We start from the raw sequence: 21,633 nt of genomic DNA, 5'->3' as shown, positions 1-21,633 counted from the left end.
TCAGGATAACGAAATATGTACGATGCTGAAGACCCCGATTCCGGAGTCCCGCGCTTACGGCGTCAACTCCCGACCACGCGTTTCAGGCAGCGACAGCGCAGCCAGCATCACGACGCCGTACGCGACTGCGGCAAACGTGCCGATCGCGGCGCCGAGCGTCATCTTCTGCGCGACGTAGCCGATCAGGAACGGGAACGTGGCACCGACTGCGCGGCCGAAGTTGTAGCAGAAGCCCTGCCCCGAGCCGCGGATGCGGGTCGGAAACAGCTCGGTCATGAATGCGCCCATTCCCGCGAAAATGCCCGACGCGAAGAATCCGAGCGGGAAACCCAGCACCAGCAGCAACGTGTTGCTGAGCGTGAGCCGCGTGTAGACGAGCGCGATGATCATCGATGCGACCGCGAACAGCACGAACGAGAGCTTTCTGCCGAGCCGGTCGCTGGCATACGCACCGGACAGATACCCCGCATACGAACCCGCGATGATCACCGCGAGATAGCCGCCGGTGCCCACCACGCTCAGATGCTGCTCGGTCTTCAGATACGTGGGCAGCCACGTGGTGATCGCGTAATAGCCGCCCTGCGTGCCGGTGGCGAGCAGCGACGCGCGCAGCGTGGTCCACCATACATCGGCGCCGAAGATCTCGAGAAACGACGCGCGCTGCTGCTGCGCGGCTTCGGTGTGTTTCTGCGCGACGTGCACGTCCGGTTCCCTGACGAGCCGGCGGATGAAGATCACGAACGGCGCCGGCGCAATGCCGATCGCGAACAGCGTGCGCCATGCGATCTCGCCCGGCAGCAGCGTAAACACCAGCGTGTAGAGTCCCGCCGATACGGCCCAGCCGATCGCCCAGCCCGCCTGCACCATGCCGACCGCCTTGCCGCGATCGCGCGGGCGGATCACTTCGCCGATCAGCACCGCGCCCGCGGTCCATTCGCCGCCGAAGCCGAGTCCCATCAAACCGCGTGCGACGAGCAGCTGCGTGTAGTCCTGCGCGAACGCGCACGCAAGCGTGAACACTGCGAACCAGACGATCGTGATCTGCAGGGTCCTCACGCGGCCCACGCGATCGGACAGCACGCCCGCCAGCCAGCCGCCCGCCGCAGACGTCAGCAGCGTGACGGTGCCGATCAGGCCCGCTTCGCCCTTCGTCAGACCCCAGCTTGCAATCAGCGCGGGAATCACGAAGCTCAGGAACTGCGTGTCCATCGCGTCGAGCGCGTAGCCGAGCTTGCAGCTCCAGAACGCGCGGCGTTCGTTCGCGTTCGTGTGGCGGTACCAGCCGAACAGGCCGCCGCCCGCCGCGGAATCGACGGAGCGATCGAGCGCCACGTCGGACTTCATAGGTCGTGCATCCATTGTCATGATGGGTCTCCCTGGGTAGCGGTATTCAAAGCACGTGTTCACAGCACGGCTAGCGATGCGTTCGTAATGTCGGTCATCAACATGTGCCCAGGCCGATGGGCGATCGCAAACGGCAGCTTCGCGCTTTCCAGCGCGCTTTGCGGCGTGACGCCGCAGGCCCAGAACACCGGAATCTCGTGTTCGTGGATCGACACCGCGTCGCCGTAAGTGGGCCGCGACAGATCGGCGATGCCGAGCGCGGCCGGGTTGCCGATATGGATCGGCGCGCCGTGGATCGACGGGAAGCGGCTCGTCACCTGTACCGCGCGGATTGCATCGGCGCCGCTCATCGGCCGCATCGACACGACCAGCTTGCCGCCGAAGCGCCCTGCCCGCTGGTTGTCGATGGTAGTGCGGTACATCGGCACGTTCACGCCTTCGTCGATGTGCCGCAGCGGAATGCGCTCGCGCGCCAGCATCTGCTCGAACGAGAACGAGCAGCCGATCGCGAATGCGACCAGATCGTCGCGCCAGAGTTCGAGCAGATCGGACGGCTGTTCGCACAGTTCACCGTGGCGATAAACGTTGTAGCCGGGCGCATCGGTGCGGATATCGAGGTCGCGGCCGAGCGCGGGCAGACTCCATGCGCCCGGCTCGCCGACCGCCAGCAGCGGACAGGCTTTCGGATTGCGCACGCAGAAGCGCAGGAAGTCGTCGGCGAATTCGGCGGGAACGATCGCGAGGTTCGCTTGCGCGTACTCGCCGCAGAAACCCGCGGTCGGGCCCGTGAAGGTCTTGCTGCGAACCTGCCGGCGAAAGTCGTGAGGCATGAGGGTGAGGTCCTGTCGAAGTGATTGAACGAAGGTTAGGACCGCCATAAACATCGCGCCAGCAAGTAATTGCGCGCAGAAGCGTCAAGGTTTTCTTAACGGAATGCCTGGGGTTTTCCATGACCGGCAAGCGCGACGCAGACGCTGACCGCCCGTCGCGCGGGGCGCCGGTGCTTCGTTGCGTGCGCTTCGAATCGCCGCGCATCGTTGCACGGCATCTGCCCAAAATCGTCCATCATTTAGTTTTTCTCTCGCGTGTTCGCGGGTCTGGCGCTACCATTTTCGGGCGTCCCTACCCGCTGGTTCACTCTTTGAATCGATGAACACACGCTTCCTCGAAACCTTCGTCACGCTCGCGGAGCTCGAAAATTTTCGCGCGACCGCACGCGTGCTGCATGCCACGCCCGCCGCCGTGTCGCTGCGCATCAAGTCGCTCGAAGACGAGCTGAAGACGGAACTGGTCGACCGGCAGTCGAGCGTGTTCCGGCTCACGCCCAACGGCCAGCATCTGCTGGGCCTGGCCCGTGAGGTGGTGCGCGCTGCACGCGCATTGCGCGAAGCGGCGGGACAGGAGCCGGTGATCGGCGGCAAGCTGCGGCTCGGCGTGATCGAGACGCTCGTGCACAGCTGGCTGTCGTCGTACATCACGCATCTGAATACGACCTACCCGGAGCTCGAAGTCGATCTGACCGTCGATTCGAGCTCGGTGCTGCAGCGCCGGATGCTTGCGGGCGAACTCGACATCGTGCTGCGTGTGGAAGGCATCGACAACACGCGCATCGCGTCCAGCGCGATCGCGAGCTACCCGGTGCGCTGGATCGCGCGCCGCGACCTGCTGCCGCGCCGCGCAACCGGCGTGGCCGGCCGGCTGTTCGACAAGCCGATCCTCACCTTCGGCCGCGGCACCGCGCCGCAGGTGGTGCTGGAAAGTCTCGTGCGCTCGATCGCGCGGCAGGAAAACGTGCGCGAGCACGAGATCCGGCTCACCTGTTCGCCGTCGGTCGCGGCGATCGTGCAGCTGGTGCGGGACGGCTATGGCGTCGCGGCCATTCCGCATCTGTTCGTGACGAAAGAGCTGGAGAGCGGCGAATTCGTCGAACTGCCGATCAAGCCGCTGCCGCCGCCGATCGTCGTGTCGCTGTGCAAGCCGGTCGATGCGAGCGCGATGATCCACGCGTCGGCGGAGGCTGCGTACTTCGCGTGCTCGACTTATTGCCAGACGTGGAAGAAGGACTACATCGAAGCGCTGTAGACGCAAAAAGGGCCCGGCAGCGTGTGCCGGGCCTTCAAAGGTCGCCTGCCAGGGGAAGCATGGCAACCTCACGTGGCCTGGAGGTCAAGCCAGCGCTATCGAAAGCCGTCAGAGCGGTCCGTCAGAGCGCACCGCCGGCTGGACGCCGGCACGCGTTGACGATCCATCCATCCGGGGCGGCGGCGGGAATCACCAGATCCTCATCGGACCGCGCGACGCGCGACGACATGTGGTTCGGCATCAGCCGCTGCGGCAGCGGAACGGTATTGAGCCGCGCGCGGTAGTACGCGCACCCCGGCTGCGGCTGCAGGGTCGAAGCGGCCGGCTGCGCGAACGCGCCGGCGGTGAACAGTACACCGAGTAAAGGTGCGCAGTAGAAGAGTCTCGATTTCATGACATCACCTCCTTGCGGCGCTGGCGGCATCGAATCCGCAGGCACGCGGCAGAGCAATCATCAAGCAACCGTGAAGCGTGCCACTAGGCCTCGCCGGTTTCATCCTTCCCGATCACGAGCTGGCCCGCCGACGGAAACATGAAGCGCGGCACATCCAGATTCTGCGGCGCGGGCTTGTCCTTGAACACACGCCCGGCAAGGTCGTAGGTCGACCCATGGCACGGGCACAGGAAGCCGCCGGGCCAGTCGTCGGGCAGATTGGCTTGCGGGCCCGGCTGGAAACGCGGCGACGGCGTGCAGCCCAGATGCGTGCAGACGCCCACCACGACCAGCAGCGCGAGCCGCCCTTCGCGCCCGCGATACGGGTTGTTGCAGTACGCGGGGAGCGGCATCGAGAACGGCTTGCGCGTGTCGGGATCGGCCACCATCGGCGTGGCCTTCTGCACGGCGTCCAGCATCGCCTGCGTACGGTTCACGACGAACACCGGCTTGCCGCGCCAGGCCACGGTCATCATCGTGCCTGGCTCGAGATGGCCGATCGCGACCTTGACCGGCGCGCCGGCCGCCACCGCGCTGGCGGGCGGATCGAGCGATTCGACGAACGGCGCGATCGTCGCGATGCCCGCCACACTTCCGGCAACCGAGGTCGCGACGAGCCATCGGCGTCGCGCCTCGTCGAACTCATACGCATGGACGAATGACGCTGTCATCGCTCCCTCCTTCCACGTCGCCGTGCTCGCTGTACGTGCCTTAAACGTATGACCCGGAGCTTAAAGGCGACTTAAAAGGGGTGAGGTGAATGCAGCCGCGTCACACCTTGTGGTGTCCGTGCCGCATCTGCTTCTGGCGGAACATCGCGGCGTCGGCGAGACCCAGCGCCTGCACCGGAGACAATCCCGGCGCCGCGGCGACGCCGCCCGCGCTGCCGCCCCAGTAGTCGAAGCTGCAGCCGTTCAGGTTGAAGCGGCCGCGCGTCGCGCCGGCCGCGCGCGTGCGCAGGATGCTGCAGCCATGCTCGGCCTGGCGCGGATCGCTCGGACCGGGGCCGACGATCGCGAACTCGTCTTCGTTGAGCCGCGCAACGATATCCTCGTCGCGCACGCTGCGGCGCAGCCGCTTCGCGCATTCCTGCAGCAGCAGATCGCCGGTCGCCCAGCCGTGCTGGTCGTTGATCGCCTTGAAGCCATCGAGATCAAGCGTCACGACGAACACGAAGCTGCGCTCGCGCACCGCGCGCGACATCAGCCGGCCCAGTTCGTCGACGAGCGCGCGACGGTTCGGCAGGCTCGTCAGCGGATCGATCAGCGCATACGCCGCGAGCCGTTCATCCGCCGCGTGCAGTTGCGTGAGCGCGAGATCGAGCTCGATGTGCTGCGCGATCAGCTTCGCAAACAGCGCAAACACGCTGCGGGCCAGCGCACTGGGCACGCGCCGCTCGCGGCTCGCCGCGCACAGCGTGCCGACCACGAGCCCCGCCGCCGTGCGCACCGGAATGCTCGCGAAGGTCCAGACGCCCGTCATCGCGACTTCGGTGGGCGTGCTGACCTCGATCGCCGAGAAGCCAGCAGTCTCGACCGAGCGCCGGCAGAAGCGGTCGATCCAGGGCAGCGCGGCGCCTTCGGGCACGACGAGCGCGCCATCGTTGCGCGCGAATCGGACTGCCTGCACGCGGCCGTCCACATCCAGCGACGTGAGGAACGACGACTCGCAGCCGGTGACCGTTCCCAGCATGTCGAGCATGGGGGGCACGAGTTCGTCGAGCGTGCGGGCGCCGGCGACCGTATCGGACAACTGGGCGAGTATCGAGTCCATGCGCTGACGTGAAAATGGAAATGAGCGATAGCGGGAATATCGGCACCCGGCGCGCCTTCTGAAGCGACTTTCACGGGGTCGGAAACACTGTGCTCCGCGCTAACGTTTGCGCCGAATATTTGATACCCGCGCCCTAAACATTCATGCCAAACTCGCCGATCATTCCGGCAGCGCGACGCACGAGCGCCGCGATCCCACTCATAAAACCCTATGCCGTCGAAGAACAAGGCCGCCTCGCCCGGCGCCGAAACCGGAACCGCACTCACCCCCGTCGGTTCCGACACGATGTACCAGCTGCTCGTGCAGAACATCACCGACTACGCGATCTACATGCTCGACGTGGACGGCATCGTCACCACCTGGAACAGCGGCGCGCTGCGCGCGAAAGGCTACGGCGCGAGCGAGATCGTCGGGCGCCACTTCTCGTGCTTCTACTCGCATGACGACCGCGAAAACGGCATCCCCGGCCGCAACCTGGCGACGGCGCGCACCACCGGCAAATACGAGGCGTACGGCTGGCGTTTTCGCCGGGACGGCAGCCGCTTTTGGGCCAACGTGGTGATCCAGCCAATCTACGACGACAACGGCGAACTCCACGGTTTCGCGAAGATCACCCGCGACTGCACGACACAACGCGACAGCGCGCTCGCGCTCGAGGCGACCACGCGCAATCTCGATCTCGCGCTCGAAAACATGCTGCAAGGACTCTGCCTCATCGATGCGCAGGGCCGGCTGATGCTCGTCAACCAGCAGCTCGGCCAGCTTGTGTCGGTCTCGCCCGCGCAGCTGACGCCGGGGCTGCGCGTGCCTGAACTGCTGCGGCTCGTGCATCGCGTCGCGCATCCCGCGGCCACGCCGGCCGATACGCGCCGCTTTCGCCGCCAGCTCTTCGCGGGCTGGGGCCGCGATCGCGAGCAGCACGTGACCGAGTTCGAGCATCGCGGCCGCGTGATCGAGCTCGTGATCCGCGCGCTGTCGGATGGCGGCTGGGTCGCAACCGCGACGGACATCACCGAACGGCGCGCAGCCGAAGAGCGCATCACGCATCTCGCGCATCACGATCTGTTGACCGGCCTGCCGAACCGCATCGATTTCCAGCACAGCGTGCGGCGTCTGCTGTCACGCGCGGACACCTCGGCTTCGATGGCGCTGCTGTATCTGGACCTCGACCGCTTCAAGGCCGTCAACGATTCGCTCGGCCACCATGCCGGCGACGAACTGCTGAAGGCGGTCGCGCAGCGCCTGTCGCTCACGCTGCGCGAAGGCGACGTGCTGTCGCGGCTGAGCGGCGACGAGTTCACGATCGTGCAGCGCCACTGCCGCGACGCCGGCGAAGCGGAAGCGCTCGCGCAGCGCTGCATCCGCCAGCTGACGCGACCGTTCGATATTCTCGGCAGCGAAGCGTCGATCGGCGTGAGCATCGGCATCGTCGTGCACCCCTCGTGCGGCAGCGCACCCGACGACGTGCTGCAGCAGGCCGACCTCGCGCTCTACAAGGCCAAACGCGAAGGACGCAACGGCTACCGCCTTTACGAGCACGGTATGGGCGATCCGCTGCGCCAGCGCAACGAACTGGAAGCGGACCTGCGGCGCGCGCTGCGCCGCCGCGAGCTGACGCTGCACTACCAGCCGATCGTCGATGCGGCGACCGGCCGCCTCACCGCATGCGAAGCACTGATCCGCTGGCATCACCCGACGCGCGGCCCGGTGCCACCGCTCGAATTCATTCCGCTCGCCGAAGAGCGCGGCCTGATGCCGGAGCTCGGCGCGTGGGTGCTCGAACAGGCGTGCCTCGATGCCGCGCGATGGCCCGAACACGTGCGCGTGAGCGTGAACGTGTCGCCCGCGCAGCTGCTGTTCGAGGAGTTCGTGCACGTGCTGCGTCGCGCATTGCAGCACTCGCGGCTGCGCGCCGACCGGCTCGAAGTGGAGATCACCGAAACCGCGCTGCTCGAATCGTCGGATACGCCGCGCGCGGTGTTGAACGCGATCCGCGCGCTCGGCGTCGGCGTCGCGATGGACGACTTCGGCACCGGCTACTCGTCGCTGAGCCTGCTGCAGGGCTTTCCGTTCTCGCGGATCAAGATCGATCGCAGCTTCGTCGGCGGCCTGGGTGAGGACCGCAAGTCGACGGCGATCGTGCGTTCGGTGATCGGCCTGTGCGAAAGCCTCGGCATTCCGGTGATCGCCGAGGGCGTCGAAACCGCGACGCAACGCGAGGCGCTCGCTACCGAGCGCTGCGGCGAACTGCAGGGCTTTCTGTTCAGCCGCCCGGTACCGAGCGACAGTCTCGGCGCGTGGCTCGCGAACTAAAGCGCAACATGCAACGCAAAAGCCTGCGCGCATGCACGCACGCGCGGCGCAGATTCAGCCTTCCTGATCCGATCGCACGAACGACTGCGCGTGCTCCACGCTATCGCCGAACGAGAGCCGCACGGTCGACCCAACCTCTTCCTCGCTCGTGATCTCGAGCTGCGCACCGATCATCCGCGCGCGCTCGCGCATGCCCTGCAGACCGTAAGAGCCACCCGCCGCCGCACGCGTCACGTCGAAGCCGATGCCGTCGTCGCATACTGTGATGTAAAAGCCGCCGTCGTCGCTTCCGCCGCCGCACAGCAGCACGTCCACGTGCGACGCGTTCGCGTGGCGGCTCACGTTGGTCAGCGCTTCCTGCACGATACGGAACACCGCGGTCGCGCGATCGTCGCCCAGTGCGGGTTCACGGCCTTCCAGCCGGAACCGGCACGCAATCGCGCTGTGCCGCGAAAAGTCCTGCACCAGCCACTCGAGCGCCGACACGAGCCCGAAGTTGAGCGCCGCCGGCCGCAGATGACTCGCGACGTTGCGCACGATGCGAATGGTCCGCTCGACGAGCTCGCCCATCTCCCCGACCTTGCCGCCCCACGCGGCGCCCTGGCTCAACAGCAGCTTCAGCAGCGACACGTCCATCTTGATCGCGGTCAGCAGCTGGCCGAGTTCGTCGTGGATCGTCATCGCGATCTGCTTGCGCTCTTCCTCGCGGATCGATTCCTGATGCGCGGACAGCTGCCGCAGCTGCTCGCGCGACTCGCGCAGCTCGCGTTCCGTCCGCATGCGTTCGCGCACTTCCTGTTCGAGCTCGTCGCGATGGCGTGTGAGCGTTTCCATCGCCTGCTTGCGCGCGGTCACGTCGGTCAGCTGGCCCTCCAGCCACTCCGGTCCCACCGCGCCGTAGCGCGAGCCGCGCGCGTTGAGCAGGCACCAGACGGCGCGGCCGTCGGCACGCGTCATCTCCAGTTCGAGCCCGGCGATCTTGCCGTCGGCGCGCAGCAGGTCGAACAGTTCGCTGGTCTGCTGCGCGCTGAACGGCAGTTCAGGTGCAACGGTGTCCGAAGCATTCGCGGCGATCGCGGCCGAGAGGCTCGCGACGTCGTCGTAGCCGAGCAGATGCGCCATCGCCGGATTCGCTTCGCACAGCGTACCGTGGCGGTCGAGCACGAAAATCCCTTCCAGCGAGTTCTCGACGATGCCGCGGTACTTGCGCTCGCTTTCCCGCAGCGACGCCGTCGAATCCCACAGGCGCTCGGCCATCACGTTGACGCGCGCGGCGAGCCGCCCGAGTTCGTCGCTGGATTCGACCGTGCAGCGCGCGTCCAGATCGCCGCCGGCAATCCGGTCCACCATCTCTTCGAGCCGTGCGATCGGCCGGCGCACCACCTGCCGGATCAGCAGGAAGGTCACGCCGTACAGCACCGCGAGCACGGCCGCGAGCGTGACGAGCACCGCGGTGCGCGCCGTCGCGAAATTGCGCTCGGTATAGACCTTCGTGAACACCACACGCACTTCGCCGATCCGTTCGCGCGGTGCATCGCCCGCTGGCGTGAATTCGATCGGCTGCACCCGCACCACCGTTTCGGCGGGGCCCGGCTGCGGCGCGTTGCGCACGTCGGCGATCACACCGTAGTTCGTCGCCGTCACGGTGAAGCGCACCACTTCCGGATTGGGCGCGAGCGCCTTCAGCTGTCGCGCGATCGCGTCGCGGTCCACGTTCCACAGCGGCTGCGCAAGCGACTGGCCGTACAGGTCCGCGATCCGGTTCGCGCGTTCGTCGAGCTCGACGAGCCGGCGTGCGCGCGCATGCTCGAGCAGCACGAATGCGGTGCTGCCCGCCACCAGCGTGATCAGCACCACAAGCGACACCATCAGCTTCGCGTGCAGGCTGCGGGTCCATACTGGAGGACGAACCGGGCCGCGCATCATGCCGCCTTCGCCGCGCGGTTCAGCAGCGGCTGCAGATCGAAGTCGTACTGGCCGGCGCGGCGCAGCCGGTAGCGCGAATAGCCGCTGAAATCCGGCGCGTTGCGGCGCTTGAACGCGATCTCGTAGTAGCGCGCCGCGTTCTCGCCGTACAGCACCTTCAGGTAGTCGAGCTTCAGACGCGGGCCGCCCACGTCGGCGAAATCGACACCGTGGTGGTAGTCGTAGAGCACGACCATCGCACACGCGCCGATGAACTGGTCGCCGGCGACGATCGCCGCGAGCTTGCCGCTGATGACGGTCGCCACCGCTTCGGGCAGTGCGCCGAGGCCGCCGACGATTGCCGGCGCATGCTTCGCCTCGACGGCGGCGAGCGCGCCGAGCGTCATCGTATCGTTGGCAGCCCACACGATGTTGGCGTCCGGATAGCGCGCGAGCAGCACGAGCGCTTTTTCGCGGCCGTCGGCGAAGCTCCAGTCGCCGTACACGAGCTGCTCGATACGGTCCTGCGGCCGGCGCGCTAGCGCTTCCGCGACGCCTTGCGCGCGTTCCTTCGAAACCGGCGTGATCGGGTCGCCGGTGATGCCGATCACGCGCGCGGGGCCGTCGCCGTTCACGCGGCACAGGTAGTCCATCAGCCGGAAGCTGCCGCGCGCTGCGTCGGCGGTGATCGTGCCGATCCAGTTCGCGATCGCGCCGCGCTCGTTGCCGGTGGCGGCGCGCTGCGCGTCGGTCAGGTCGTTGTGGATCAGCAGCACCTTCGCAGGCGATCGCGACAGCGTGCGCAGCATCTGCGCGGCCGCCATCTTCTCGTTGACGATCACCACGTAGTCCGGCGGGTCGCTGCGCGCGGCGACGCTTTCGGCCTGGCGCAGCATCAGCAGATGGTCGCGCTCCGCGTACAGCACCTCGAGCTGCATGCCGAAGCGTTCGGCGGTGGCCGTCATGAACCGCGACACGAGCTGCCAGTGCTGGCCCGTGCCGCGCTCGGTCTCCTCGCCCGGGTTCAGGAACACGATCCGCGCCGGCGTGTCGCCGCGGTCCGGTGCGGCCCATGCCGACGGCGACGCGGCGAGCCCTAAGCCCGCGCCCAGGACGCCGCTCATGCAGCCAGCCAGCATCTGTCGTCGGTTCATGGTGGGGTGAGGGAGAAGGGGTCGATGCGCCCGGCGCGCGACGCCGCGGGGGCGCCGGTCGACCGTTGCGCGCAGCATAGCGCGGCGCAATTACACTGACAATCGGGCTACCTGAGAGGTGACCTGAGAGGTGACCTGAGAGGTGACCTGAGAGGTGACCTGAGAGGCGACCTGAAGGGTGACCTGAGGGCGCTCCTGCGCGCCGAGCTGCGCTTCTCCACGCCCGTCCCCTGCCCAGCGCCCGGCCACCGAGCGCCACCGAGCGTCGAACTCGGGCGCTTTTCCCCTCCAGTTCCGCCGATCGGACCGGGCGCGCCGCGGCTATCCTTCCGGTCAGGATGCGCAAAATGCGTATCCACGCCACAGACCGGCTCGCGCATCGCGCCGCCGGCCGGCCCGAACCCGGCCGCTTCGCGCCCCTCCCGCGAACCGGCAGACGTTGACTGTCCGACACCATGCATACGATCGAACCGCTTCTCAAACGCCGGCTACGCGTCAGCGCGCTCCTCGGCGCCGTGCTGATCGCGGGCGCGGGCATTGGCGCGTCGATGCAGCAGTCGGAATCCGACTGGGTCCGGCACTCGTACGAAGTGCTACGCGTCGAGGCCGAAATGCGCGCGGCGATGCTGGTGCGCGACTCGGCCACGCTGCGCTACGCGTACGGCATCCCGACCTTCGGCACCCTCGCCCACGACCCGGACGCCGCCCACAACGAAGCGGACAGCGCCTACGAAAAATCGGAACGGCTGCGCGACCAGCTGCTTGACCTGACCGCCGACAATCCGCGCCAGGTCGCCCGGCTGCAGGCGCTCGGCGGCGCGATGGCGCGCCTGCGCGCCCGCATGGACGCCGTGCACGAGAGCATGGCGGCGGGCAATCCGCAGGCCGCCCGCGAGTACGTGTCGCAGAACGGCTATCTCGAAGACCGGATGACCGCGCGCAATATCCTGCGCGACTTCGAGACCGAGGAGTACGGGCTGCTGGACGCGCGCCAGGCCGCGCTGTCGCGCTGGGCGCTGCTGCTGTGGGCCGGACTGATCGCGCTCGTCGCGATGATCGCAACACTGCTGTATCGCACGAAGAACGCGATCGGCGCGGAGATCGGCCGCGCGGGCGCGCAGCAGGCGCAACTGCGCGAACTTGCGTTCACCGACCCCGAAACCGGGCTCGCGAACCGCCGCATGCTCGACGAGCGCTTCCGCCGTCTCGCCGAACTCGCGGCGCGCGACGGCACGCCGCTCTCGCTGGTGCTGCTCGACTGCGGCGGCTTGAGCTCCGTGAATACGGCGTGGGGCCATGCGGCCGGCGCGCGGATCCTGCGCACGGTCGGCACGCGCATCGAGGCTGGCGCGTTGCGCCCGGACCTGATCGCGCGTCTGCACGCCACCCAGCTGTGCGTGCTGCTGACGGGCGTCGACGGCGAGCGGGCGCGCACCGCCGCGGCCGCCTTCGCGCGCGACGTCGGGCGCGCGGTGAGCGTGATCGAAGGGCTCGACGTCGATCTGACCATCACGACCGGCAGCGCATCCTACCCGCTCGACGGCGCGTCGCTCGACACGCTGCTCGACGATGCGCTCGCACAGATCGCCGCCCAGACGCGTACGCCGCTGCCGTCGGCGGTTCCGCATGGCGCGGCGCGTGTCGCGGACCTGCCGCGCAGCGCGGGAGGCGCGCGATGACGCGCTGCACGTGCGCCGGCCGCCGCAGCGCAGGATCGGGCGATGTCTGACGTGGTACGCCAGCGCAGCCTCATTCGACGCGTCCGCCGCTTCGCCGCACATGCGTTCACGTGCCAGAGCGGCGCGCTGCTGCTGACGCTCGTCGCCGCGTTCGAGCTGGCGGTCGCGGTGCTGCATCGCGCGGGGCTCGTCGAAGCGACCTCGCGCGTGCTGCCGCTCAACGCGCTGTGCTTTGCCGCGTTCGGCGCGACGCTTGTCGCGGAAGCGCACCGCCGCCGGCCCCGCGCGCGTCCGATGTTCGCGGTGCCCGGCCTCCTCGTCGCGCTCGGCATCACGGTGCTGTGGGAGTGGTTCCAGCGCATCGGCTTTCATCTCGACGCGCGCTACGTGGACCGCCTGCTCGCGGATCCGTCGAGCCAGCAGTATCCGGCGGCCGCGCTCACCGCGGTCGGCTTCCTGTTTGCCGGTTCCGCGCTCTACTACACGAGCGCGTTCGACGGCACGCGCGACAGCGTCGCCGTGCGCGCGTCGACCTATGGCGTGGTCGCGACCGGCGTGCTGGGCCTGTTCGGCCAGGCGATGGGCATCGGCAGCCTGTGGGCGTGGGGCGATCTGCTCGTGGTCGCGCCGCTGAACGGGGTCGGCTTCGTGCTGGGCGGGATCACGCTGTGGTGCATCTGGGCTGGACGCCGCCCGGGCATGTCGGTGCTCGGCGAGCGGCCCGACGCGCGCATCGGCGTGATCTCCGCGCTCGTGCTCGCGGGCGCGAGCCTCGCGGTGGGCGTCGCGGTCGCGACGATGTTCGTGCGCAGCGAAGAGCACGAGATGCGCCGCGACACGCTGCGCGACGTGACGGAGCGCGCGCGCATCCTGTCGTCGCTGCTCACGTCGACGGAAGCGCGCACGCGCGCGTTCTCGAACAAGCTCGCGCGGCATCCCGGCGTGATCGCCTGCGCGGCCGACCGCGCGCGCTGCGCGTCGCTCGCGCTCGACGCGTACATCGGCGAAGGCGGCTTCAGCGCGATCCGGCTCGAAGACGGCGAACACCACGTGCTCGCATCGGCGGGAAACTGGCAGGGCGTGCCCGCGCAGGTGGTGCGGCTCATCCCGCAGGACCCGGGCGGCGCGCGCACGGCGTGGCTGCTGTGGGACGGCGCGTATCTGTACCGCCAGCGTCAGGACGTCGTACTGACAGCACCGGCTGCGGCGTCCGGCGTCGACGGCCATCTCGTGCTGGAAACGCAGCAGCTTCTGCCGGTGATGGATGCGGTGAACGTGTCGCACGGCAACGAGGACGCCGAGCACTTCTTCCTGTGCGGCGCCGAAGCCGGCATGCTGCGCTGCTTTCCGACCCGCGCCGGTGAAGTGCCGCACAACCGCGCGCTCGACAGCACGTCGGCGCGGCCGATCTTCTCGCTGCTCGCGTTCGCCGGCCAGACCGGCGCCGTGCATCGCCGCGACGTCTGGCACGAAGACGTGGTCGCGGCTTACGCGCCGGTCGGCAGCACCGGTCTCGCCGCGACCTTCAAGGTGCGCGCGGAAGCGTATCTCGCGCCCGTGCAGCGCGCGCTCCTGATCGCGCTCGTGTCGATCTTCGCGGGCGTCACGGTGGGCACGCTGTTCCTGCTTGCGCGGATCCGCCCGCTCGTGGTCGCGCAACGCGCGGCCAGCGACGCGCTGCGGCAGAGCGAAGCGCAGCTGCGCACCGTCACGGACGCGATCCCGTCGCTCGTCGCGTTCGTCGACAGCGGCGAAACCTGTCGCTACGCGAACGCGGCGTTCGGCACGATGCTCGGGCTCGAACCTTCGCAGGTGATCGGCCGCTCGCTCTTCGACGTGCTTGGCGACGCGGGCTACGCGCTCGCGAAGCCGTATCTGGAACAGGCGCTCGCCGGGCACGCGGTGGCCTGGAACCAGCCGCTCGCGACGCCGCACGGCGAGCTGCGCATCGAGTCGCACTACCTGCCGCGGCGCGGCAGCGACGGGCGTGTCGACGGCTTCCACGTGATCGTCAACGACATCACCACGCAGTATCTGAAGGCGGTGGCGCTCGAAGAAGCTGCGATGCGCGATGGTCTCACGCAGCTCTTCAACCGCACCGCGTTCGCGCGCAAGGCCGAAGATGCGCTGCTCGAACGGCGCCGGCACGGCGCGCTGCTGGGCGCGTGCTATATCGATATCGACCACTTCAAGCAGATCAACGACACCTACGGCCATGCCGCCGGCGACGCCGTGCTGCAGACGATCGCCGCACGGCTGCGCGAGGTCACGCGCGGCAGCGACGTGATCGCGCGGCTCGGCGGCGACGAGTTCGCGATCCTGTTTCCGCGGCTGCGCGACGAAGCGTCCGCGGGCGCGATCGCCGCGCAGATCTGCGCGGTGGGACGCAAGCCCGTGCCCTGGGATGGCGGCGAGATCAGCGTGTCGCTGAGTCTTGGCATGGCGCTTGACCAGGGCAGCGTGTTCACTGCCGATGCATTGCTCGGCACCGCCGACGACAAGCTCTACGAAGTGAAACGCACCGGCCGCGGCAGCTGGAGGCTCGGCTTCACGCGCGCGGGCAGCAAGGCGGCCACGCTGCCCGCCGGCACCGTCCAGACTTAAGCATTTCTCCACCTCCTCTCCATGGTGGCGCGCGCCGCGCGGACCGAACATGGGCTCACGCGATCGGCCCGTGCCGCATCGCCGGGCCGCCAGCGCATCGCTGGCGCCCTCGGTACACAGCCATGGAGGAATCGGACATGAACACCCTTCGAATCGTGGTGGCCTGCGCGGCCGCCTGCATCGCGGTCGGCGCGTGGGCGGACGACGCGACGACGGCCACGAACCAGACCGAACAGCCGGCGCAGGATACGGGCGGCGTGATGCCGGGCATGCAGACCGGCGCGAACCAGGCGTTGACGCGCGAGCAGGTCAATCAGGACTTTTTGCGCGCACAGCAATCCGGGCAGATCGAGAAGCTGCAACGGGATCTCTATCACGGCAACTGATCCGCGCGCGACGGGACGGGGCACAGCGGCGGGCATGACGGCGAGGCGTGGACGCGTGTCGACGTCGCGCCGCATCCGCGTCTTCGCTCACTGCACGATCTGTTTGACGATCGCGCGAAATTTTCCGGTGGTCCGGTAGCGCTCGAACCACGGATTCGTGCGCAGTTCGACGAGGCGCGAGCTGCGTTCCGCGAGCGCGCGCTCGAGCCAGTGGAACATCTCGTCGGGCGCGGAGAGCCGCGCGAAAGTCTCGGCCAGCAGCAGCGGCGACGTGTAGCCGCTGCGCTGGCGCGCGCGCAGGTCGTCGAGATGTCCCTGCAGCACCGCATCGTAGCCGCCCGCTTCCCAGCGGCTTCGCACGGTAGCCGCGGCGATCGCTTCGGCGCAGCCCGTCAGCGCCTCGACGGTGGATTCCGTCGCCGCCTCGAAGAGACCTCGCACCTCGAACGCGATCGCCAGCAGTTGATAGACGAGCGGCGACTGCTCGCGGTGACCGGGCGAAAAATACTCCCGGACGATGTCCTCGTGCTTGCCTGCGAGCACGAGACCGAACGCGCGCGAGCCCTGAAAACCGTACGGATCGATCTTCTCGGCGCGCGCCATCGCGGCATAACCCTCTGAATCGCGGCCGATGCCGAGCAGGAGGCGCGCATACAGCCGGTGCGACTCGGGATGGCTTGGATTGAGCCGCAGCGCCTCGCGAAACCCGGCCTCGGCGCGGCGCCAGTCCCAGTCGTAGAAGTAGTGCACGGCGGCCATCGCGTGATGCGCCTCCGGCAGCGCGGGATCGAGTTCGAGCGCGCGCTCGGCCATCGCGCGCGCGATCGGCCAGCCCTCGTCCGGCGCGAAGCAGCCATGCACGACCGTCGAGCCGTAGTAGTTCGACAGCCCGCAGTAGCCGAGCGCATAGGTCGGATCGCGTTCGACGGCGGTATCGAAGTAGCGGCGGCTGCGGAAGAAGTCTTCCGCGCTCAACGCGTGGTGCGCGCAGAAGCCCGCGTCGAAATGCACGCGCCGGTACCAGAAGTAGCGGCCGCGCAGATACGCGTCGTGCGCGGCGGGGTCGACCGGCAGGCGCCGCGCGAGCAACGCTTCGCGCTCTTTCGCGATGGCCGGCGTGATGTCGGCGGCGAGCGCCGCGCCGAGTTCTTTCAGGATGTCGAGCGCGCCCTGCGCGACCGGTTCGTGCACGCGGCTCCACACCTGCGTCTGGTCCGCGCAGCGCACGAGCGTCGCGAGAATGCGGCTGCGCGCGCCCTCGCGTGCGAGCGAGCCTTCGAGCACGTAGTCGAGCGACAGCTCGCGGGCGATCTCCGCGATGCTCTTGCTGCTGCCGCGATAGCGCGCTGCGGTCGTGCGGGCGATCACCACGAGCCGCTCGGGGCCCAGCATGCCGAGCGTCGCCGACGCTTCGTTCGCGAGCGCGTCGCAGAAGTCGTCCTGCGCGGCATCGCCGGTGACGTTTGCGAACGGCAGCACCATCAGCCGCGCGGGAGGTCCGCCCGCTGGTGCGTCCGCCGCCGCGTCAGGCGATGCGCGCGACGGCGCTTCGATGCCGTCGAGCCGGTAGCCCTTGCCCTTGACCGTGATCAGCACGCGCGGACTCGACGGATCGTCGCCGAGCGCGACGCGGATCTTGCGCACCGCCGTGTTGATGCCGTTCTCGGTGTCGCGGTACAGGTTGCCGCCCCACAGTGCCCGCACCATGTCGGCGCGCGACACCAGCTCGCCGTCGCGCGACGCGAGCAGGATCAAGAGCTCCATCGGCAGACGCTCGAGGCGCACCTCCTCGCCCGCGCGCCGCAGCTGGTAGCGTTCGATGTCGAGCTCGCAGTCCGCGAACTTCACGAGTCTCGCGTTCATGTGCCCTCCGTCGGCTCCATTGACTATAGTTGCCGCGCTGACGAATCGCCTGATCTTTCGTCGCGCGACGGCCCTGCTGCAGCGCCCGCCGGGGAAGGGTCGAACAGCGGCCGGATAGCGGCCGGATAGCGGCCGCGTGGCCGGAAGCCTCGTCCGATTGCGGGTAAACTGTGCCGATGGAGAAATGCCGCTACTGCCACAAGTTGCGCGACGAATGGGACTGCCACGGTCAGGAGTGCCGCACGGCGATCGTCAAGGCATTGAGGAGACAGCGCCTCGGCCTGCCGATGGTGCCGAACGTGATCCGCAACGAGATTCCGCCGGACGCGAGCACGGGCGAGGTGATCGCCCAGTTGTCGCGTCGGCGTCTGCGCGCGCGCCGCGGCAACGAAGAGCGGCGCGAACGCCGCGAAATCGACTACGGCGAAGATTAAAGCGCGGGGGAAGACCGCCGCGGATCGCCGCGCGGTCGTGCCCGCTCAGAGCAGCGACCCGCTGCCGCTGTGCTGCGGCACCGCCCGAGCCGGCAGGCGCACGGTGATCTGCGTGCCATGTCCCGGCGAACTGTGCACATCGATCTCGCCGCCCAGCATCAGCGCCCGCTCCTTCATGCCGATCAACCCGAACGACGTTCGCCGTGCCTCGCCCGGATCGAAACCGCGGCCGTCGTCGCGCACTTCCAGCTCGTAGCCCGCGTCGCGCTCGCGCAGCGCCACGCACGCGCTCGCCGCGCCGGCGTGCCGCATCACGTTGGTCAGTGCTTCCTGGGTAATCCGGAATAATGCCGTCGCCCGCTCGTCGTCGAGTTCGACCTCGCCGGACGGCACTATGAGCCGGCAGGCAATCTGGCTCGCGCGCGAAAACTCCCGCGTCAGCCATTCGAGTGCGGCGACGATGCCTTCGTCGAGCACCGCGGGCCGCAACAGCGTGATCACGTTGCGCACCACCTTCATCGTGTCGTCGGCGATGCCGAGCATGCCCTGCACGCGCGCCGCGATCGCCGGATGACCGCTGCCGAACTCGATGCCGAAAGTCGACACGCCCATCCGCAGCGCCGTCAGATGCTGGCCCAGCTCGTCGTGAATCTCGCGCGCGATGCGCTTGCGTTCCTCCTCGCGCGCGGTTTCGCGGCGCGACGTCAGTTCGCTCAGCAGCGCGTACGATTCGCGCAGCCGCCGCTCCGCATCCATCCGGTCGGTGATGTCGCTCCAGATCGTCAGCACGCTTTCGATCCCGCCCGCCGCGTCGTATTCAGGCACCGCGCGCACGTACCAGCTCGCGAGCCGGCCGTCGTGCTCCCACGTCAGATCGATCTTCTCGGGCACACCGCTTTCCATCACCGTGCGCAGCTTCTGCCGCAACGCGCGACGTGCGTTCAGCGGCGCGACCGGCAGCTGCATCAGCGTCTTGCCGGCCGCTTCGCCGGCTTCGAGCCCGCTGATCCGCTCGAATTCGGGGTTCGCGTAGACACAGCGGAACTCGCGGTCATAACGCACGATGATGTCGGGCGCGTTCTCCGCGAGCGTGCGGAACGCGGCTTCGCTCGCACGCAACGCGGTTTCGGCGGTGCGCAGACGCGTGATGTCGTGCGCGATGCCAAGCACGCTCACCACCTTCCCCTCCGAGTCTTTCTCCGGCACGTGACGGATCTCGAACACGTGCGGCTGGCCGTCGATCTCCCAGCTCGCCTCGACCTCGTTCGACTGGCCTTCCTCGACCGCGCGACGGATGCCTTCCTCCAGCACCGCATTCTGTTCGCGCTGGTCGACCGGCTGGATCTCATGCAGCCGCTTGCCGACGAATGCGTCCTGCGGCATGCCGAACGAGTTCGCGACGAGCGGGTTCACGTACAGATGGCGGCACGCGGGATCGAAGCGCGCGATGAAGTCCGGGAAGTTTTCGGTCAGCGTGCGAAAGCGCTCTTCGCTGCGCTTCAGTTCGTCGACGTCGCGGCAGATCGCGAGCACGCTGCCAACCGCGCCGCCCGTCATGAACTCCGGCACGAGCCGCACGTGCCCCCAGCGGACCTCGCCGCGGCCGTCGCGAAAGCGCGTCTCCCGGACGATCTCCGCGCCGCTCTCGATCACCTGTCGCAGCCACTCCACGTATTGCGCGAACTCGATGACGGGCGACTCCGACGCCTGGATCGGGTCGAGCGGCACGGCTGGAATGGGCGGCACGATGCGCTGCAGCGCGGGGTTCGCATAGATGCGCCGATAGTCGCGATCGTAGCGCGCGATGTAGTCCGGCGTGTGCTCGACCACCGCGCGAAACGCCTGCTCGCTCGCGTGGAGCCGCTCTTCCGCACGCTTGCGTTCGGTAATGTCGCGGCCGAGCGCGAGCACGCCGGTCACCGCGCGGTTCGGTCCGCGCTCCGGGATGATGCGGATGTGATGGTGGCGCGTGCCGTGACCGAGGTCGGCGAGCGTGAGTTCGACCTGCTGCTCGATGCCCGTCTCGAGGCAGGTGTAAAGCGCCTGCTGATAGTCCGCGTAACCTGGCGCCGACATGCGGTCCAGCGGCCGTCTGCCGAGCAGGTCCTGCAACGGCTTGCCGAGCGTCGCGACGAGTTCCGAGTTCGCATACACAAGCCGGCAGTCGCGATCGTAGCGGCAGATGATGTCTGGCGTGTTCTCCGCGAGCCGGCGAAACTGCGCTTCGAGTTCCAGCTGCGTGACGAGCAGCGCTTTCGTGCGCACGCTGCCGGTAGTGTCGCGCGCAATGCCCGCGATGCGCGCGATCCGCCCGTCGCCGCCGCGTACCGGCATCAGCGTCGCATGGAAGTAGCGCGGCTCGCCGCCCACTTCCAGCGTCAGCTCCTGCTCGATCGCGGCCTCGACCGCGACGCAGCGCACGAACGCATCATGCAGCGTGCCCGCAAGCGCGGCGGGCATCGCTTCGTCCACGGGACGTCCGATCATCTCCGTGCGCGTGATGCCGAACGCACTTTCGCACGCGGCGTTGATCTCGATCAGCGGAAAGCGCCGGCCCGCGTCGACGCTTGCCAGAAACAGCACGTCGGACACGTTGTCGAAAATCTGCCGGTAGCGGCGCTCGCTTTCGCGCAGCAGCGTCTCCGCGCGGCGGCGCTCCGTCACGTCGCGCGCGAGTGCGAGGTTGTACTCCTCGCCGCCAAACGCGAACTGCGACACGTTGATCTCGACCGGAAAGCGGCTGCCGTCCTTGCGCCGATGCAGGCTTTCGATCGTCAGCGAACCGACACGCTTCAGCGCGGACCAGACTTCGTCCCAGCGGGTGAAGTCGAAGTCCACGTCGACGTCGACGACCGTCATCTGCAGCAGCTCCTGCTGCGTGTAACCGAGCGAGCGACACGCCTCCTCGTTCACGTAGACGAAGCGCGCGGTGCGGTCCGCGAGAAACGCGGCCTCGTGAACGCGATTCAGCGCGAAGTGCAGCAGCTCGGTGCGCCCCGCGACCGGATCGGGCGCGCGAACGCCCGTTCGCAGCGAACCCTGTCGATGCTCGTCTTCACCCTGCGGCGCGTTCTCTGACATTGATCTACATCGATCGTTTGGTGTGACGATAGCCGCGCGGCCCCGCGTGGGGTCACCGGCTATTCAGCTTTTCAGGAATTCTGCGCCGCGAACGAGGCCCGTACAAGAAGCCGCCTTCCCTGGCCGACCCAGGGTCGACCTTGACGACGCTGAACGATCGCACGCGACGATCACCAACCGCAAATTGCAACGGACCCGGTCATAACACCCCAACGGGACCACGACGGAGCGGCAAGCAAGAATGTTCCGGGCGTGCCATACTCATTCGCCATGCTGTGTTTTCTTCTTTCGCGGCACTGACCATTCGCGCAACCGCGCACCGCGGGACATGGCGGCACACTACCGCACTCTGCCGGGCAGAATCAGTCTTTCCTTAACGGATTACCAGTCGTTCCCTACCGCCCGGCTCTTTCCTCGATGTGCCCACCTGCCTTAATCTTTACCTGACGTCGCGGCCGGATGCCCGCGTCGTCCTCCCAGCTGCCGGCGGTCCTCGACGTCGGAATAGCTCCTGACGCCGCGTGTCTTCGCCGGCGTCTTTTTTTTGCCTGGACGGTTTGTGGCGCGTGCTTTTGCTTGTGT

At 68.1% G+C, this 21,633-nt stretch carries 15 protein-coding genes; 6 read left to right on the top strand and 9 right to left on the bottom strand.

Annotated elements, in window-relative coordinates:
• Positions 1-54 precede the first annotated feature (54 nt).
• Positions 55-1,344, bottom strand: coding sequence for an MFS transporter (locus DVS29_RS24065; protein WP_118183022.1), 1,290 nt, complete (start codon positions 1,342-1,344; stop codon positions 55-57).
• Positions 1,345-1,403: 59 nt separating this feature from the next.
• Positions 1,404-2,222, bottom strand: a complete 819-nt coding sequence (locus DVS29_RS24060) for a putative hydro-lyase (protein WP_118183021.1) — start codon at positions 2,220-2,222, stop codon at positions 1,404-1,406.
• Between the two features lie 271 nt (positions 2,223-2,493).
• On the opposite strand from DVS29_RS24060, the gene DVS29_RS24055 reads away from it, so the two are divergent.
• Positions 2,494-3,426 (top strand): LysR family transcriptional regulator, encoded by a 933-nt coding sequence (locus DVS29_RS24055; protein WP_118183020.1) that lies wholly within the window; start codon positions 2,494-2,496, stop codon positions 3,424-3,426.
• Positions 3,427-3,547: 121 nt separating this feature from the next.
• Here DVS29_RS24055 and DVS29_RS24050 read toward each other — a convergent pair whose 3' ends face one another.
• The 3 genes from DVS29_RS24050 to DVS29_RS24040 form a co-directional block, all read right to left on the bottom strand.
• Complete coding sequence (locus DVS29_RS24050; RefSeq protein ID WP_118183019.1) at positions 3,548-3,820, bottom strand: hypothetical protein; 273 nt, start codon at positions 3,818-3,820, stop codon at positions 3,548-3,550.
• Positions 3,821-3,903: 83 nt separating this feature from the next.
• Positions 3,904-4,530: a ubiquinol-cytochrome c reductase iron-sulfur subunit gene (gene petA / locus DVS29_RS24045; RefSeq protein ID WP_118183018.1), complete on the bottom strand. Its 627-nt coding sequence runs from the start codon at positions 4,528-4,530 to the stop codon at positions 3,904-3,906.
• A gap of 100 nt (positions 4,531-4,630) precedes the next feature.
• The gene (locus DVS29_RS24040; RefSeq protein WP_118183017.1) at positions 4,631-5,632 is read right to left on the bottom strand and encodes a GGDEF domain-containing protein; all 1,002 of its coding nucleotides are present in this window, start codon (positions 5,630-5,632) and stop codon (positions 4,631-4,633) included.
• A 210-nt stretch (positions 5,633-5,842) separates the two neighbouring features.
• Between DVS29_RS24040 and DVS29_RS24035 the strand changes: the two genes are divergently transcribed.
• Positions 5,843-7,945: a putative bifunctional diguanylate cyclase/phosphodiesterase gene (locus DVS29_RS24035; RefSeq protein WP_118183016.1), complete on the top strand. Its 2,103-nt coding sequence runs from the start codon at positions 5,843-5,845 to the stop codon at positions 7,943-7,945.
• Positions 7,946-7,999: 54 nt separating this feature from the next.
• On the opposite strand, the gene DVS29_RS24030 is transcribed toward DVS29_RS24035, so the two are convergent.
• Both DVS29_RS24030 and DVS29_RS24025 read right to left on the bottom strand, forming a co-directional pair.
• Positions 8,000-9,871 carry a sensor histidine kinase gene (locus DVS29_RS24030; RefSeq protein ID WP_240655775.1) on the bottom strand — a complete coding sequence of 624 codons (1,872 nt, stop codon included), beginning with the start codon at positions 9,869-9,871 and terminating at the stop codon, positions 8,000-8,002.
• Entirely contained in the window at positions 9,868-10,974 is a 1,107-nt protein-coding gene (locus DVS29_RS24025; protein WP_240655774.1) for an ABC transporter substrate-binding protein, read from the bottom strand. Before DVS29_RS24025 ends, DVS29_RS24030 begins: the two co-directional genes overlap by 4 nt.
• A gap of 485 nt (positions 10,975-11,459) precedes the next feature.
• On the opposite strand from DVS29_RS24025, the gene DVS29_RS24020 reads away from it, so the two are divergent.
• The 3 genes from DVS29_RS24020 to DVS29_RS24010 all read left to right on the top strand — a co-directional run bounded on the left by DVS29_RS24020 (position 11,460) and on the right by DVS29_RS24010 (position 15,673).
• A complete protein-coding gene (locus DVS29_RS24020; RefSeq protein ID WP_118183013.1) occupies positions 11,460-12,683 on the top strand; it encodes a sensor domain-containing diguanylate cyclase in 1,224 nt (407 codons plus the stop codon).
• Positions 12,684-12,725: 42 nt separating this feature from the next.
• Positions 12,726-15,287 (top strand): GGDEF domain-containing protein, encoded by a 2,562-nt coding sequence (locus DVS29_RS38180; RefSeq protein ID WP_118183012.1) that lies wholly within the window; start codon positions 12,726-12,728, stop codon positions 15,285-15,287.
• A 137-nt stretch (positions 15,288-15,424) separates the two neighbouring features.
• Entirely contained in the window at positions 15,425-15,673 is a 249-nt protein-coding gene (locus DVS29_RS24010; RefSeq protein WP_118183053.1) for a DUF4148 domain-containing protein, read from the top strand.
• Positions 15,674-15,760: 87 nt separating this feature from the next.
• Here DVS29_RS24010 and DVS29_RS24005 read toward each other — a convergent pair whose 3' ends face one another.
• The gene (locus tag DVS29_RS24005; RefSeq protein ID WP_118183011.1) at positions 15,761-17,536 is read right to left on the bottom strand and encodes a winged helix-turn-helix domain-containing protein; all 1,776 of its coding nucleotides are present in this window, start codon (positions 17,534-17,536) and stop codon (positions 15,761-15,763) included.
• A gap of 176 nt (positions 17,537-17,712) precedes the next feature.
• Between DVS29_RS24005 and DVS29_RS24000 the strand changes: the two genes are divergently transcribed.
• Positions 17,713-17,970 carry a hypothetical protein gene (locus DVS29_RS24000; RefSeq protein WP_118183010.1) on the top strand — a complete coding sequence of 86 codons (258 nt, stop codon included), beginning with the start codon at positions 17,713-17,715 and terminating at the stop codon, positions 17,968-17,970.
• A gap of 45 nt (positions 17,971-18,015) precedes the next feature.
• On the opposite strand, the gene DVS29_RS23995 is transcribed toward DVS29_RS24000, so the two are convergent.
• Positions 18,016-21,051 (bottom strand): PAS domain-containing sensor histidine kinase, encoded by a 3,036-nt coding sequence (locus DVS29_RS23995; RefSeq protein WP_118183009.1) that lies wholly within the window; start codon positions 21,049-21,051, stop codon positions 18,016-18,018.
• Between the last annotated feature and the right edge of the window lie 582 nt (positions 21,052-21,633).

The sequence above is a fragment of the Paraburkholderia phosphatilytica genome, from assembly GCF_003443895.1.
GTDB classification, from domain to species: domain Bacteria; phylum Pseudomonadota; class Gammaproteobacteria; order Burkholderiales; family Burkholderiaceae; genus Paraburkholderia; species Paraburkholderia phosphatilytica.
The sequence above is the reverse complement of the archived record's forward strand: the minus strand, read 5'-3'. Positions and strand labels throughout refer to the sequence as shown.

Excerpts from the sequence above, each read along its gene's own strand:
- DVS29_RS24065 (WP_118183022.1), bottom strand. The coding sequence starts at position 1,344 with ATGAAGTCCGACGTGGCGCTCGATCGCTCCGTCGATTCCGCGGCGGGC.
- DVS29_RS24060 (WP_118183021.1), bottom strand. The coding sequence starts at position 2,222 with ATGGCGGTCCTAACCTTCGTTCAATCACTTCGACAGGACCTCACCCTC.
- DVS29_RS24055 (WP_118183020.1), top strand. The coding sequence starts at position 2,494 with ATGAACACACGCTTCCTCGAAACCTTCGTCACGCTCGCGGAGCTCGAA.
- DVS29_RS24050 (WP_118183019.1), bottom strand. The coding sequence starts at position 3,820 with ATGAAATCGAGACTCTTCTACTGCGCACCTTTACTCGGTGTACTGTTC.
- petA (WP_118183018.1), bottom strand. The coding sequence starts at position 4,530 with ATGACAGCGTCATTCGTCCATGCGTATGAGTTCGACGAGGCGCGACGC.
- DVS29_RS24040 (WP_118183017.1), bottom strand. The coding sequence starts at position 5,632 with ATGGACTCGATACTCGCCCAGTTGTCCGATACGGTCGCCGGCGCCCGC.
- DVS29_RS24035 (WP_118183016.1), top strand. The coding sequence starts at position 5,843 with ATGCCGTCGAAGAACAAGGCCGCCTCGCCCGGCGCCGAAACCGGAACC.
- DVS29_RS24030 (WP_240655775.1), bottom strand. The coding sequence starts at position 9,871 with ATGATGCGCGGCCCGGTTCGTCCTCCAGTATGGACCCGCAGCCTGCAC.
- DVS29_RS24025 (WP_240655774.1), bottom strand. The coding sequence starts at position 10,974 with ATGAGCGGCGTCCTGGGCGCGGGCTTAGGGCTCGCCGCGTCGCCGTCG.
- DVS29_RS24020 (WP_118183013.1), top strand. The coding sequence starts at position 11,460 with ATGCATACGATCGAACCGCTTCTCAAACGCCGGCTACGCGTCAGCGCG.
- DVS29_RS38180 (WP_118183012.1), top strand. The coding sequence starts at position 12,726 with ATGTCTGACGTGGTACGCCAGCGCAGCCTCATTCGACGCGTCCGCCGC.
- DVS29_RS24010 (WP_118183053.1), top strand. The coding sequence starts at position 15,425 with ATGAACACCCTTCGAATCGTGGTGGCCTGCGCGGCCGCCTGCATCGCG.
- DVS29_RS24005 (WP_118183011.1), bottom strand. The coding sequence starts at position 17,536 with ATGAACGCGAGACTCGTGAAGTTCGCGGACTGCGAGCTCGACATCGAA.
- DVS29_RS24000 (WP_118183010.1), top strand. The coding sequence starts at position 17,713 with ATGGAGAAATGCCGCTACTGCCACAAGTTGCGCGACGAATGGGACTGC.
- DVS29_RS23995 (WP_118183009.1), bottom strand. The coding sequence starts at position 21,051 with ATGTCAGAGAACGCGCCGCAGGGTGAAGACGAGCATCGACAGGGTTCG.